We start from the raw sequence: 14,099 nt of genomic DNA, 5'->3' as shown, positions 1-14,099 counted from the left end.
GCGTTCAGCGCAGCCCCAGCCGCTCGCAGATCTGCAGCGTGGCGTGGGCCTGGTTCATCGTGTAGAAGTGCAGCCCCGGCGCGCCAGCGACGCGCAGCTGGTCGCACAGGTCGCTCACCACGTCCAGGCCGAAGGCCTGGATCGAGGCCTTGTCGTCGCCGTAGGCCGCCAGGCGCATCCGGATCCAGCGCGGGATCTCGGCTCCGCAGGCATCCGAGAAGCGCATGAGCTGCGATGAATTGGTGATCGGCATGATGCCCGGGATGATGGGCACGTCCACGCCAAGCTTGTGCACATCGTCGACGAAGCGGAAGTAGGCGTCGCTGTTGAAGAAGTACTGCGTGATGGCCGCGTTGGCTCCGGCCCTGACCTTGGTGGCGAAGGCCTGGAGGTCGGCTTCGGGTGAGCGGGCCTGGGGGTGCACTTCGGGATACGCACCTACCTCGATATGGAAGTGATCGCCCGTGGTCTCGCGGATGAAGGCCACCAGGTCGCTGGCGTAGCGGAACTCGCCGAAGCCACCGTAGCCACTGGGCAGGTCACCGCGCAGGGCCACGAGGCGGCGGATCCCCATCTGCCGGAACTGTTCGAGCTGGGCCCGCACGCTGTCGCGTGTGGCGCCGATGCACGAGAAGTGCGGGGCGGCATCCACGCCCTCGGACAGGATGGACTGCACCGTCTGCAGGGTGCCGCCCTGCGTGGAACCGCCGGCGCCGTAGGTCACCGAGCAGTACTCGGGCCTGAGGGCGTAGAGCTGCGCGCGCACGGTGGTGAGCTTGTCCACGCCCTCGGGTGTCTTGGGCGGAAAGAACTCCAGGCTGACCGGCAGCCGGTCTGGGGTCGCTTGCATCGGATCCTCTCTTTTCCGTTCGATGGGGCCTTCAGCCCCGCGTTTGTGCCCAGATGAAGAACTCGCGGTTGCCATCGCCGCCGGTGACGGGGCTGTCCCACCAGCCTCGCACCGTCCAGCCCAGCGCATCGCAGGCGGCGCGCAGGCGCTGCTCCACCAGGGGGTAGAGACGGGCGTCTTTCACCAGTCCGCCCTTGCCCACCTGATCCGGGCTCAGCTCGAACTGGGGTTTCACCAGCATCAGCACCTGGGAGCCGGGCTTGAGCCAGGGCGCCAGCGCGGGCAGCACCAGCGTGAGCGAGATGAAGGACAGGTCGCCCACCATCAGGTCGAAACTGGCCGCAGGCTGGTCGCGCGCAAAGTCGCTGCCGTCGGGCGCCCGCGCGTTGAGGCCCTCGTAGGCCGTGACCCGCGCGTCGCTGCGCAGCCGCTCATGCAGCTGGTCATGGCCCACGTCCAGCCCCACCACCGCCGCCGCACCCGCCTGCAGCAGCACGTCGGTGAAACCGCCGGTGCTCTGACCCACATCCAGGCAGCGCCAGCCGCGCACGTCCAGGCCACTCTCGCGCAGGGCGCCTTCCAGCTTGAGCCCACCGCGCGAGGCGAAGCGCAGCTCGGCGTCGTCGGTGACCTCGAGCGTGCAGCCCTCGGGCAGGTCTTCGCCCGCCTTCTTCGGCACCTGCCAGCCCCGCGGCCCCTTCCAGCGCACGGCCCCGCGCTCGATCAGCCGCTGGGCCGCCGAACGCGACGGCGCCAGGCCCCGCTGCACCAGCAGTTGATCCACTCGCATCATCGAAGCCTCAGGAGTCCAGCGGACGCCGCGGATCCGGCTCGGCCGGTCCGCCAGCGTCGCCCCCTTGAGGGGGCGGCCGCAGGCCGTAGGGGGTGGTCAATCAGTACCTGTAGGTGTCGGGCTTGTAGGGGCCTTGCACCGGCACGCCGATGTAGGCGGCCTGCTCCTTGGTGAGCTTGGTCAGCTCGGCCCCCAGCTTCGACAGCTGCAGGCGCGCGACCTTCTCGTCCAGGTGCTTGGGCAGCACGTAGACCTGGCCCACCTTGTAGTCCTTGGCCTTGGTGAAGAGCTCGATCTGCGCGAGGGTCTGGTTGGCAAAGCTCGACGACATCACGTAGCTCGGATGGCCGGTGGCGCAGCCCAGGTTCACCAGACGGCCCTTGGCCAGCAGGATGATGCGCTTGGCAGGCTTCTTGCCCTGCTTGGGGAAGATCACGTGATCGACCTGCGGCTTGATCTCCTCCCACTTGCAGTGCTTTTCCAGCGAGGCGACATCGATCTCGTTGTCGAAGTGGCCGATGTTGCACACGATGGCCTGGTCCTTCATGGCCGCCATGTGCTCATAGGTGATCACGTCCCTGTTGCCGGTGGCGGTGACGAAGATGTCGGCCTTGTCGGCGGCGTAGTCCATCGTCACGACGCGGAAGCCTTCCATCGCGGCCTGCAGGGCGTTGATCGGGTCGATCTCGGTCACCCACACCTGGGCCGACAGGGCGCGCAGTGCCTGGGCCGAGCCCTTGCCCACGTCGCCGTAGCCGCACACCACAGCAATCTTGCCGGCGATCATCACGTCGGTGGCGCGCTTGATGCCGTCCACCAGCGATTCACGGCAACCGTAGAGGTTGTCGAACTTGCTCTTGGTGACCGAATCGTTCACGTTGATGGCGCGCAGCATCAGCTCGCCCTTGGCCGACATCTCCTGCAGGCGGTGCACGCCGGTGGTCGTCTCTTCGGTCACGCCGATGATGTTCTTGAGCCGGCGGCTGTACCAGGTGGGGTCTTCCTTGAGCTTGGCCTTGATGGTGGCGAACAGGATGCGCTCCTCCTCGCTCTTGGGCTTGCCCAGCACCTTCAGGTCCTTCTCGGCCCTGGCGCCCAGGTGCATCAGCAGCGTGGCATCGCCGCCGTCGTCCAGGATCATGTTCGGGCCTTCGGTCTTGCTGCCCTTGGGGCCGAACTCGAAGATGCGGTGGGTGTAGTCCCAGTAGTCCTCCAGCGTTTCGCCCTTGACGGCAAACACCGGGGTGCCGGCTGCGGCGATGGCGGCGGCAGCGTGGTCCTGGGTCGAGAAGATGTTGCACGAGGCCCAGCGCACCTCCGCGCCCAGGGCCTGCAGCGTCTCGATCAGCACGGCCGTCTGGATGGTCATGTGCAGCGAGCCGGCGATCCGCGCGCCCTTCAGTGGCTGGCTCTTGGCGAACTCCTCGCGGATGGCCATCAGGCCGGGCATTTCCGTCTCGGCGATCTGGATCTCCTTGCGGCCCCAGCTGGCAAGCGAGATGTCGGCCACGACGTGCTGGGAAGGCGGGACGGGCTTGAGGACAGCGTTCATGTGTTTCTCCTGGTGGAAAAACCGCTGTGCACTGAGGGATTTTGTGAGACTCACCCGGCAGGACACATGCGGGTGAGCGCCGTTGCAGATGAATTCCGAGCCTGGGGCCTGGGCGGCCTTGCAACGCTCCTCGGAGGACGTGAATTGTAGCCGTCCTGGCGAAGCGTTGGGGCCCGCTGCCGGCCGCGCGGCGGCAAAAACGGTAGCATTTGCGTTTTTGCGCACACCAAGGCGGTGTGCCGCGGTGCCGCCTGGCACCAGCCTGCCTGGCTCGAGCCGGGCCCCTGGAGTCTCTCGTGTCTTTCGCCTCCGAAACCCGGCGCCGCCGGACCTTTGCCATCATCTCCCACCCCGACGCGGGCAAGACCACGCTGACGGAGAAACTGCTGCTGTTCTCGGGTGCGATCCACATCGCCGGCTCCGTCAAGGCGCGCAAGGCCAGCCGCCATGCCACCTCCGACTGGATGGAGATCGAGAAGCAGCGCGGCATCTCGGTGGCCAGTTCGGTCATGCAGATGCTCTACCGCGACCACGTGGTCAACCTGCTCGACACGCCGGGCCACAAGGACTTCTCAGAGGACACCTATCGCGTGCTGACGGCGGTGGATTCCGCGTTGATGGTGATCGACGCGGCCAACGGTGTGGAAGCCCAGACCCGGCGCCTGATCGAGGTCTGCCGCCAGCGCGACACGCCCATCCTCACCTTCGTGAACAAGATGGACCGCGAGGGACGCGACCCCATCGCCCTGCTCGACGAGATCGAGCAGGAACTGGGCATGCCCTGCGTGCCCATGACCTGGCCGGTGGGCCAGGGCAAGGCCTTCGCTGGCATCATCAACCTGCGTCAGAAGAACATGCGCCTGTTCAAGGCGGGGCAGGACCGTGTCACCGACGACGAGGTCGTGTCGCTCGACCAGGCCGATGCCTTGCGCGCACGCTTCGGGCACGACTTCGAGCAGGCCGAGCAGAACATCGAGCTGCTGAGCGAAGCCGCGCCGGCCTTTGACATGGAGGCTTTCCTGGCGGCGAAGCAGACGCCGGTGTTCTTCGGCTCGGCCGTGAACAACTTCGGTGTGCAGGAGGTGCTGGATGCGCTGGTGGACCTGGCGCCACCGCCCGCGCCGCGCCAGAGCACCACGCGCCTGGTGCAACCCGATGAGGAGGCGTTCTCGGGCGTGGTCTTCAAGGTGCAGGCCAACATGGACCCCGCGCATCGCGACCGCATCGCCTTCGTACGCGTGTACTCGGGCCGTTACACCCAGGGCATGAAGCTCAAGGTGCAGCGCACGGGCAAGGAGCTGCGCCCCACCAGCGTCGTCACCTTCCTCTCGCAGCGGCGCGAGGCTGTGGACGAGGCTTACGCCGGCGACATCATCGGCTTCACCACGCATGGCGGTGTTCAGCTCGGCGACACCATCACCGAAGGCGAAGCCCTGCAGTACACCGGGCTGCCCTTCTTTGCGCCCGAACTTTTCCAGGCCGTCGAACTGGCCAACCCGATGAAGAGCAAGCAGCTCCAGGCCGGTCTGATGCAGCTGGGCGAGGAGGGCGCCATCCAGGTCTTCCGTCCGCATGATGGTGGCGCCATGCTGCTGGGGGCCGTGGGTCAACTGCAGTTCGAGGTGGTGCAGCACCGACTGAAGGCCGAGTACGGCGTGGAGGTGCGCCTGATGCCCTCGCGCTACGTCGGCGCGCGCTGGGTCACGGCCGACACGCCCGAGGAACTGAAGAAGTTCACCGACGCCAGCAGCGCCAAGCTCGCGCTGGACGCGGCCGACACGCTGGCCTACCTGATGACCTCGCCCTACGACCTGCGCCTGACGCAGGAGCGGCATCCGAAGATCCACTTCCATCCGCTGCGTGAGCATGCCGGCCTGACCCTGCAGAAAGCCGCATGACGCCCGCCGTGATGCAGCCTTTGTCCGCCTGGCCGGCGGAGGCCCGTCGCCAGTTGCGCGGCGTCTTCACCGACATTGACGACACGCTGACCCGCGACGGGGCCATCACGTCCGATGCCCTGCAGGCGCTGCACGAGTTGAAGGACGCCGGGCTGGTGGTCATCCCCATCACCGGCCGCCCGATGGGCTGGTCGGAACCCTTTGCGCGAGCATGGCCGGTGGCAGCCATCGTGCCGGAGAACGGTGCGCTGGCGGTACTGCCCGACGGCCGGCGGCTCTATGTGCAGGACGAAGCCACCCGCACGCACAATGCCCGCCGCCTGGGGGAGGTTGCGCAGCGCATCCTTGTCGAGGTGCCCGGCGCACACCTCGCTCGCGACAGCGCCGGGCGCGTCACCGACATCGCCATCGACCACAGCGAGTTCACCCACCTGCCGCAGGAGCGCATCGACCAGGTCGTGGCGCTGATGCAATCCGAGGGCATGGTGGCCACCGTCAGCTCCATCCACATCAACGGCTGGTTCGGCACACACGGCAAGTGGAGCGGTGCCTGCTGGATCGTCAGGGAACTGCTGGGTATCGACCTGGCGAGCGAACTCGACCGCTGGGCCTACGTGGGCGACTCCACCAACGATCAGCCCATGTTCGAGCGCTTCGCCCACAGTGTCGGGGTGGCGAACATCGCGCGCTTCGTGCCCCAGATGCAGCACCTGCCTCGCTACGTCACGCCCTCCGAGCGTGGCAGCGGTTTTGCCGAGGTGGCGCACGCCGTGCTGGCCGCCCGCTGATCAGGGCTTGCGGCCGGGGATGCCCGTCCACATCTCATCCAGGTTGGCGATGCTCCAGGCCTGCGGGTCCTCATGGCCGACGATGCGGTCGTTGGTCTGCACCGTCCCCAGCTCCAGCACCTCGGGCACGATGTAGGTGTTCGACTTGGTCGAGAAGAAGACCTTCACGCGTGGCAGGAGCAGCGAGCGTTCGCTCTGGTCGAGCACCACACCCAGGCGTCCTGAGTGCATGCGCACCAGCGAGCCGGTCGGGTAGATGCCCACGCACTTCACGAAGGCCTGGAAGACGCGTTCGTCGAAGTGGCCCTCCTTGGTCCACTGCGCCATGCGACGGATCGATTCCGCCGGGTGCCAGCCGGCCTTGTAGGGGCGGTCGGAGGTGATGGCGTCGTAGACGTCGCACACCGCGCCCATCTTGGCGTACAGGCTGATGGCGTCGCCCCTCAGGCGATCGGGGTAGCCGCTGCCATCCACCTTCTCGTGGTGGTGCAGGCACACGTCCAATGCCATCTCCGACTGCACGCCGGCCTCCACCAGCATGTCGTAGCCGGCCCGCGGATGGGCCTTGACCTGGCCGAACTCCTCGTCCGTCAGGCGCCCCGGCTTGTTCAGGATGTCCAGCGGGATGGCCGCCTTGCCCAGGTCGTGCAGCAGGCCGGCCAGCGCCGCCTCGCGGATTTCGTCGGTGGAGAGCTGAAGCTGGCGCGCCAGGCCCGCGGCCAGCGCCGCCACCGCCACCGAGTGGAGGTAGGTGTAGTCGTCCTTGGTCTTGAGCCGCGCCAGGCTGATCAGGGCGCTGGGGTTGCGCAGCACGGAATCCGAGATGTCATCCACCAGCGGGCCGAGGTGTTCGGTGGAGACGACCTTGCCCAGCCTGGCCTCCCGGAAGAGCACGCCGACCTCCTTCTTCGCCTGGGCCAGCACCCGTTGCGCGCGTTCGACCTCGGCGCCGAGGCTCAGGGCCTCGGGCACCGGGCGCGACGGCCGGGTGGCAGGGCCTTCCTGGCGCAGCTCGGCCCTCAGCCTTTCGTCGTCCGCCGTGCCAGGGGCAGGAGCCTCTGCCGGGGCCGCCACATCCAGCCCCTTGTCCACGTCGATCAGCACCTCCTTGACGGGGCTGCGCAGGAGCTTGTCGAGATCGGCCTGGTCCTTGATGACGAAGGAGGTCTTCCAGAACGGATGGTCGAGCCAGGACGACCCGCACAGGCCGTGCAGGAACATGCCCAGGCGCACCTGGTCGACGGGGATCTTCTTCAGCATGGAGGCGCCATGCTAGTGCGGGTCATTGGATGGCACACAAGAAAAAAGCGTGCCGAAAGGCACGCTTGTTCCAAGTTTCCGGTGCGACCCCGCGTGTGCGGGCGCTCACATCGTAGGTGTCACTTGAGACCGGCCGCAGCCCGCAGCGCCTGGGCCTTGTCGGTGCGCTCCCAGGTGAACTCGGGTTCCTCGCGGCCGAAGTGACCATAGGCCGCGGTCTTGGAGTAGATCGGGCGCAGCAGGTCGAGCATCTGGATGATGCCCTTGGGGCGCAGGTCGAAATGCTCGTTCACCAGCGCGGCGATCTGCTCGTCCGGGATCACGCCGGTGCCTTCGGTGTAGACCGTCACGTTCATCGGTCGGGCCACGCCGATGGCGTAGGCCACCTGGATCTGGCACTGGCGGGCCAGCCCGGCGGCCACGATGTTCTTGGCCACATAGCGTGCGGCATAGGCGGCCGAGCGATCGACCTTGGACGGGTCCTTGCCCGAGAAGGCACCGCCACCGTGGGGGCATGCGCCGCCGTAGGTGTCGACGATGATCTTGCGGCCGGTCAGGCCGCAGTCGCCCTGCGGCCCGCCGACGACGAAGCGGCCCGTGGGGTTGATCAGGTACTTGGTGTCCTTCAGCCACTCCTTGGGCAGCACCGGCTTGATGATCTCCTCGATCACCGCTTCGATGAACGAGGCCTTCATCTTCTTGGGCGTCTCGCTCTGGTCGGGGCTGTGCTGCGTGGACAGCACCACGGTGTCGATGCTGTGCGGCCTGCCATCGACATAGCGCATCGTCACCTGGCTCTTGGCGTCGGGACGCAGGAAGGGCAGGCGGCCGTCCTTGCGCAACTGGGCCTGGCGCTCCACCAGCCGGTGCGCGTAGTAGATGGGCGCGGGCATCAGCTCGGGGGTTTCGTCACAGGCGTAGCCGAACATCAGGCCCTGATCGCCGGCGCCCATGTTCAGATAGTCGTCGCTGGCCTGGTCCACGCCCTGGGCAATGTCGTTGCTCTGCTTGTCATAGGCCACCAGCACCGCGCAGCCCTTGTGGTCGATGCCGTACTCGGTGTTGTCGTAGCCGATGCGCTTGATCGTGTTGCGAGCCACCTCGATGTAGTCGACATGGGCGTTGGTGGTGATCTCGCCGGCCAGCACCACCAGGCCGGTGTTCGTCAGGGTCTCGGCCGCCACGCGCGAGCGCGGGTCCTGCTCGAAAATGGCGTCCAGGATGGCGTCGGAGATCTGGTCGGCCACCTTGTCGGGGTGACCTTCGGACACGGACTCGGACGTGAAGAGAAATTCGTTCGCCACTGCAGGGCCTCCAATCAAGTTGACTCACCTTCGGGCGTTTGCCGTCTCGGGTGTGCTGGAGGAGCGGCGAACGCTTTAGCGGAATTTATGGAGCGAGCCCTCGAAGCAGGCACTCACCCGGCAGCGGGCTCGCTATGCTTGCCCCTCTGCATCGCCCCGCAAGTTGTTCCTTAACCCGGCGATGGACGCATTATAGAAACATGCAATTCCTCTTCCGTGTGCTTTCCCGATGGCCCTTGTGGCTGCTCCACTGGATCGGGGGGGGGCTGGGCTGGCTGGCGTACGCACTGTCGCCCAGCTACCGTCGGCGTTTTCGTGCCAATGCTGCGCAGGCAGGGCTCCCGTGGTCGGCCGTGCGGCCCGCCGTGGCCCAGGCCGGTCGCATGGCCGCCGAGCTGCCGTGGTTGTGGATGCGGCCGCACGATGCCGATCTGGGAGCACGTGCCCGCGTGGAAGGTGCGGACTGTGTCGATGCGGCCCACCGCGCAGGGCGGGGCCTGATCTTCCTCACGCCCCACCTGGGTTGCTTCGAGGTGACGGCCCAGGTCTATGCCGAGCGTTTCGGCGAGCGTTATGGGGCGCTGACGGCCCTGTACCGCCCACCCCGCAAGGCGGCGCTGCGCGATCTGGTGGACACGGCCCGCCACCGGCCGGGCCTGAAGACGGCGCCGGCGACGCTTGCGGGCGTGCGGCAGATGATCCGTGCCCTGAAGGCCGGGGAAGCGGTGGGGCTCCTGCCTGACCAGGTGCCGCCCGAGGGGATGGGGGTGTGGGCCCCGTTCTTCGGCAAGCCGGCCTACACCATGACCCTGGCGGCGCGCCTGGCCCACCAGACGGGCGCGCACATCGTGCTGGCATGGGGCGAGCGCCTTCCGAGGGGTGCGGGCTATGTCGTGCGGTTTTCGCCCCTGGAGGAAGCCGTGCCCCATGAGGCAGAATCGGCCGCCGCCTGCATCAACCGCGCAATGGAACGATTGATCCTGCAATGCCCAGGCCAGTACCTCTGGGGCTATCACCGCTACAAGAACCCCCGCACGGCGCCCGCGGACGGAGTGCTGGCGTGATGCATCTGGGAAGCCGTGCCACCATCGGCTTGATGTGGCTGTTGCACTGGTTGCCGCTGTCGATGCAGGCCGTGATCGGGCGCATGCTCGGGCGGGCGCTCTATGCACTCGGGAGGTCGCGCCGGCGCATTGCCCTGCGCAACCTGGAACTGTGCTTTCCCCAGCAGTCGGCAGCTGAGCGTGAGGCACTGGCGCGGGAACATTTCCAGTGGCTGGGGCGCAGCCTGCTCGAACGAGGCCTGCTGTGGTACGGATCGCGGGCTCGCCTGGAGCGCCTGATCCACGTGGAAGGCGACATCGGCCTGGCAGACCGCAGCGACAAGCCCGTGATGTGGCTCGCCCCCCACTTCATGGCCCTGGACGTGGCCGGCGTGGCCATCCAGCTGCATGTGAAGAAGACCGGCACCTCCATCTACCAGGCCCAGAGCGACAAGGTCTTCGATGCAGCGATTCGCCGCGGCCGGCTGCGCTTTGGCAACGCCGAGATCTTTTCGCGCAAGGAGTCGGCCAAGCCCCTGATGCGCTGCATCCGTCGCGGCCAGCCCTTCTTCAACCTGCCGGACATGGATTTCGGCCCCAAGGATGCCGCCTTCGTGCCGTTTTTCGGTGTGCCTGCGGCCACGCTGCTGGCGCCGTCTCGCATGGCCCGGGCCCTCGACATGGTGGTGCAGCCCGTGGTGGCCGAGATGCTGCCGGGCGGCGAGGGCTATGTGGTGCGTTTCCTGCCACCGTGGACAGACTTTCCCACCGACGATGCGCTGGCTGACACGCTGCGCATGAACCAGTGGATCGAACGCGAGATCGAGCGCCTGCCCGCGCAGTACCTCTGGGTCCACAAGCGCTTCAAGACCCGTCCCCCGGGCGAGCCTCGCCTGTACTGATCGCCCGCCCGGCCGCAGGCGGGGGATAATCTTCGCCATGAGACTGCGCTTCACCAAAATGCAGGGGGCGGGCAATGACTTCGTCGTCATTGATGCCACCACCACGCCGCTGTCGCTGTCGGTGGCGCAGTTGCAGCGCCTGGGCGACCGCCGCTTCGGCGTGGGAGCCGACCAGATCCTCGTGGTCGAGCGCGCCTCCTCGGCCGATGCCGACTTCCGCTACCGCATCTTCAACGGCGCCTCGGGCGAGGAGGTCGAGCATTGCGGCAATGGTGCGCGCTGCTTCGTGCGCTTCGTGCACGAGAAGGGTCTGAGCGACCGCAATCCCTTGCGGGTGGAGACCGTCAACAACCGCCTCGTGCTGCAGGCGCAAGCCGATGGTCGCGTGACGGTGGACATGAACGCGCCGATCTTCGAGCTCGACCGCGTCCCGTTCGATGCCTCGGATCTCACGCCCCGGCGGGTGGGGGCGGGCTTCCCGCTGTGGCCCCTGGATCTGGGCGATGCGCGCGTGGAGGTTGCCGTGCTGTCCATGGGCAACCCGCATGCGGTCCTGCTCGTCGACGATGTGGACCAGGCCCCGGTGGCGCAGTGGGGCCCGCGCATCGAGCAGCACCCGCGCTTTCCCCGCAAGGTCAACGCCGGCTTCCTGCAGATCATCGACCGCGGCCATGTGAAGCTGCGCGTGTACGAGCGCGATGCGGGTGAAACCCTGGCCTGTGGTACCGGCGCCTGCGCGGCTGTCGTGGCCGGCATTCGCCAGGGGCTGCTCGATCCGGCGGTCGAGGTCGACACGCGAGGCGGCCGGCTGCGCATCGAATGGGCGGGCGGGGACGCGCATGTGTTCATGACCGGCCCGGCGCAGACCGTCTTTGAAGGAGAAATCGAACTGTGAGCACCTCTTCCGGCATCCAGGGCATCACCGAGGATGACATCGCCCGCTTCCTCGCCAACACGCCCGGTTTCTTCGAGCGGCATGCCGAGCTGCTGGCCAGCATCCAGCTCACCAGCCCGCATGGCCATCGCGCCGTCTCGCTGCAGGAGCGCCAGATGGAGATGCTGCGCGAGAAGATCCGCGGCCTGGAGATGCGTCTCATGGAGATGATCCGCCATGGCCAGGAGAACATGGCCATCGCCGACAAGCTGCACCGCTGGACGCGTGCGCTGATGCTCACGGCCGACCCTGCCGACCTGCCCGGCACCCTGGTGCATGAACTCAAGGCCCAGTTCCTGATTCCCCAGGCGGGTATCCGCGTCTGGGGCGTCGTGGGTGCCTATGCCGACCACGCCTTCGCCCAGGGCGCGAGCGAGGACACGCGGGCACTCGCCTCCAGCCTCACCCAACCCTACTGCGGCGCCAATGCGGGCTTCGAGGCAGTACGCTGGCTGGACGATCCAGAGACCGTGGCCTCGGTGGCGATGATTCCGCTGCGTCATGCCGTGGGGGCTCCGGCCTTCGGTCTGCTGGTCCTGGGGTCTCCTGATCCGACCCGCTACACCGCCGACATGGGCACCGAGTTCCTGATGCGCGTGGGCGATCTGGCCAGCGCCGGCCTGACGCGCCTGCTGCCCGAGGGCTGAGCACGCGGCCATGGACGGCGACGGCATCGATCCGCAGATCGAGCGTTACCTCGAGCACCTGCGCGTCGAGCGACGCATGGCCGAACTCACGCTCACGGCCTATGCCCGCGACCTGGCCCAACTGCAGCGTCTGGCCGTCGAAGCCGGCGTGCCGCTGGATGCGGTGCAGCCCCACCACGTGCGCCGCTGGCTGGGCCGGCTGCACGCCCAGGGCCTGTCCGGGCGCAGCCTGGCCCGCACGCTGAGCGCCTGGCGCGGCTGCTATCGCTGGTGGGGGCGCCAGGGGGGCATCGCCCACAACCCCGTCGAGGGCCTGAAGGCCCCCAAGGCGCCCAAACCGCTGCCCAAGGCGCTGTCGGTGGACCATTCCGTGGCGCTGGCTGAACACACCCCGGTACAGGACGAGGATCCCGCCCTGGCCGCACGCGACCGCTGCATCGTCGAGTTGCTCTACGGCTGCGGTTTGCGCATCAGCGAGCTGGTGGGGCTGGACGTGCGCAGCACCGCCGCCTCCCGAGGCTGGGTCGATCTGGCCGAGGCCGAGGTGCATGTGCTGGGCAAGGGCGGCAAGCGGCGCAGCGTGCCGATCGGTGCTGCGGCACGCGAGGCCCTCGTGGCCTGGCTCGCCCATCGGCCTCGCTACGTGCGAGCCGATGACGCCCCCCTGCTGCTGAGCGAGCGCGGGGCGCGGCTTTCCCCCCAGCAGCTGCGCCTGCGCCTGTCGCGGCGCGCCCTGCAGGCCGGGCTGCCCACCCAGGTGCACCCGCACATGCTGCGCCACTCCTTCGCCTCGCACCTGCTGCAGTCCAGCGGCGACCTGCGTGCGGTGCAGGAGCTGCTGTAGATCTACACCCAGCTCGATTTCCAGCACCTGGCCCGGGTCTATGACAAGGCTCATCCGCGGGCCAGGCGCAAGCCCTGAGGCGCATCCACACCCATGAAAGTCATCACCCTGCGCGAAGGCAAGGAGCGCTCCCTGCTGCGCCAACATCCCTGGGTCTTCCAGGGCTCCATCGCCCGCGGCAAGGCCGACGCCGGCGAGACCGTGCGTGTCGAGGCTCACGATGGCCGTTTCCTGGCCTGGGCCGCGTTCAGCCCCACCTCCATGATCCGGGTGCGTGCGTGGAGCTTCGACGAGAACGAGCGCATCGACGCCGACTTCTTCTCGCGTCGCATTGCCCGCGCGCTGGCGTTGCGCGATCGCCTGCCGCTCAACAGCGACGCCGTGCGGCTGATCCATGGCGAGGCCGACGGCCTGCCCGGGCTTATCGTCGACCGCTATGGCGACACGCTCAGCGCCCAGTTCCTCTCGGCGGGCACCGAACGCTGGAAGGCGGTGATCGCCGACCAGTTGCTCGCGGCGACCGGCGTGCAGCGCCTCTACGAACGGTCGGACTCCGGCGTGCGCAGCCTCGAAGGTCTGGCGCCCGCCAGCGGCTGGCTACGAGGCGAGGGGCCCACCGAAGTGCGCATCCACGAGAACGGCTGGCAGCTCACGCTGGACGTGGCCGAGGGCCACAAGACCGGCTACTACCTCGACCAGCGCGACAACCGCGGGCGCTTCGCTCAGTGGGTGCAGCACTTCGGCTGCCGGCGAGTGCTCAACTGCTACAGCTACACCGGCGGCTTCAGCGTGGCGGCGCTGGCCGGCGGGGCCGAGGAGGTGGTGAGCGTGGATTCCTCCGGGCCGGCCCTGGCCCGGGCCGACGCGCATGTGCGGCTCAACGGCTTCGACGCCGCGCGCCACCAGGCCCTCGATGCCGACGTGAACGAGACCTTGCGCCGTCTGATCAAGGAAGGCCGCTCCTTCGACGCCATCGTGCTCGATCCGCCGAAATTCGCCCCGACCGCCGCCCACGCCGAGCGGGCCTCCCGGGCCTACAAGGACATCAACCGCCTGGCCTTCAAGCTGCTGGCTCCCGGGGGGCTGCTGCTGACCTTCTCGTGTTCGGGTGGCATCGGTGCCGAACTCTTTCACAAGATCGTGGCGGGCGCCGGCCTGGATGCCGGGGTGGATGGGATGATCCTGTCACGCTTGGAGGCCGCGCCCGACCACCCGATGACGATCTGCTTCCCCGAGGGCGAGTACCTCAAGGGGCTGGCCATCCTTAAGCAGGTGCCCTGAGCG

Annotated in this window: 12 protein-coding genes, 1 pseudogene and 1 riboswitch; of the genes and pseudogenes, 8 read left to right on the top strand and 5 right to left on the bottom strand. The window is 67.8% G+C overall.

All coding sequences use genetic code 11. The annotated features are described in order from the left end of the window. Positions 1-4 precede the first annotated feature (4 nt). From metF to ahcY, 3 genes are all read right to left on the bottom strand, one after another. Positions 5-850, bottom strand: coding sequence for a methylenetetrahydrofolate reductase [NAD(P)H] (metF, locus tag C1704_RS12500; protein ID WP_104303064.1), 846 nt, complete (start codon positions 848-850; stop codon positions 5-7). Positions 851-881: 31 nt separating this feature from the next. Continuing rightward, positions 882-1,640 (bottom strand): TlyA family RNA methyltransferase, encoded by a 759-nt coding sequence (locus C1704_RS12495; protein ID WP_104303186.1) that lies wholly within the window; start codon positions 1,638-1,640, stop codon positions 882-884. A 103-nt stretch (positions 1,641-1,743) separates the two neighbouring features. Then, a complete protein-coding gene (gene ahcY / locus C1704_RS12490) occupies positions 1,744-3,195 on the bottom strand; it encodes an adenosylhomocysteinase (protein ID WP_104303063.1) in 1,452 nt (483 codons plus the stop codon). 67 nt (positions 3,196-3,262) lie between these two features. Next, positions 3,263-3,331, bottom strand: a riboswitch (S-adenosyl-L-homocysteine riboswitch). Between the two features lie 160 nt (positions 3,332-3,491). On the opposite strand from ahcY, the gene C1704_RS12485 reads away from it, so the two are divergent. Next, entirely contained in the window at positions 3,492-5,093 is a 1,602-nt protein-coding gene (locus C1704_RS12485; RefSeq protein WP_104303062.1) for a peptide chain release factor 3, read from the top strand. Then, complete coding sequence (locus tag C1704_RS12480) at positions 5,090-5,881, top strand: HAD family hydrolase (RefSeq protein WP_245876476.1); 792 nt, start codon at positions 5,090-5,092, stop codon at positions 5,879-5,881. Before C1704_RS12485 ends, C1704_RS12480 begins: the two co-directional genes overlap by 4 nt. Here C1704_RS12480 and C1704_RS12475 read toward each other — a convergent pair whose 3' ends face one another. Further along, positions 5,882-7,141, bottom strand: a complete 1,260-nt coding sequence (locus C1704_RS12475; RefSeq protein WP_104303061.1) for an HD-GYP domain-containing protein — start codon at positions 7,139-7,141, stop codon at positions 5,882-5,884. A 119-nt stretch (positions 7,142-7,260) separates the two neighbouring features. Further along, entirely contained in the window at positions 7,261-8,445 is a 1,185-nt protein-coding gene (gene metK / locus C1704_RS12470; protein ID WP_104303060.1) for a methionine adenosyltransferase, read from the bottom strand. A 134-nt stretch (positions 8,446-8,579) separates the two neighbouring features. Here metK and C1704_RS12465 point away from each other — a divergent pair, with 134 nt between their 5' ends. The 6 genes and pseudogenes from C1704_RS12465 (at position 8,580) to C1704_RS12440 (ending at position 14,096) form a co-directional block, all read left to right on the top strand. Beyond that, positions 8,580-9,509 carry a lysophospholipid acyltransferase family protein gene (locus C1704_RS12465; protein ID WP_104303059.1) on the top strand — a complete coding sequence of 310 codons (930 nt, stop codon included), beginning with the start codon at positions 8,580-8,582 and terminating at the stop codon, positions 9,507-9,509. Further along, on the top strand, positions 9,509-10,390 hold the full coding sequence (locus C1704_RS12460) for an LpxL/LpxP family acyltransferase (protein ID WP_104303058.1): 882 nt from the start codon (positions 9,509-9,511) through the stop codon (positions 10,388-10,390). Before C1704_RS12465 ends, C1704_RS12460 begins: the two co-directional genes overlap by 1 nt. A gap of 37 nt (positions 10,391-10,427) precedes the next feature. Beyond that, complete coding sequence (gene dapF, locus C1704_RS12455; RefSeq protein WP_104303057.1) at positions 10,428-11,285, top strand: diaminopimelate epimerase; 858 nt, start codon at positions 10,428-10,430, stop codon at positions 11,283-11,285. Next, the gene (locus tag C1704_RS12450) at positions 11,282-11,971 is read left to right on the top strand and encodes a DUF484 family protein (RefSeq protein ID WP_104303056.1); all 690 of its coding nucleotides are present in this window, start codon (positions 11,282-11,284) and stop codon (positions 11,969-11,971) included. The genes dapF and C1704_RS12450 overlap by 4 nt, the downstream gene beginning before the upstream one ends. A gap of 10 nt (positions 11,972-11,981) precedes the next feature. Further along, positions 11,982-12,893 (top strand): annotated as a pseudogene (locus C1704_RS12445) (tyrosine recombinase XerC). A gap of 15 nt (positions 12,894-12,908) precedes the next feature. Further along, positions 12,909-14,096: a class I SAM-dependent rRNA methyltransferase gene (locus C1704_RS12440; protein ID WP_104303055.1), complete on the top strand. Its 1,188-nt coding sequence runs from the start codon at positions 12,909-12,911 to the stop codon at positions 14,094-14,096. Positions 14,097-14,099: the final 3 nt, after the last annotated feature.

The sequence above is a fragment of the Caldimonas caldifontis genome (genome assembly GCF_002930615.1).
GTDB lineage: Bacteria > Pseudomonadota > Gammaproteobacteria > Burkholderiales > Burkholderiaceae_C > Caldimonas > Caldimonas caldifontis.
Note: the sequence above shows the minus strand (reverse complement) of the source record. Positions and strands in the feature narration are given on the sequence as shown.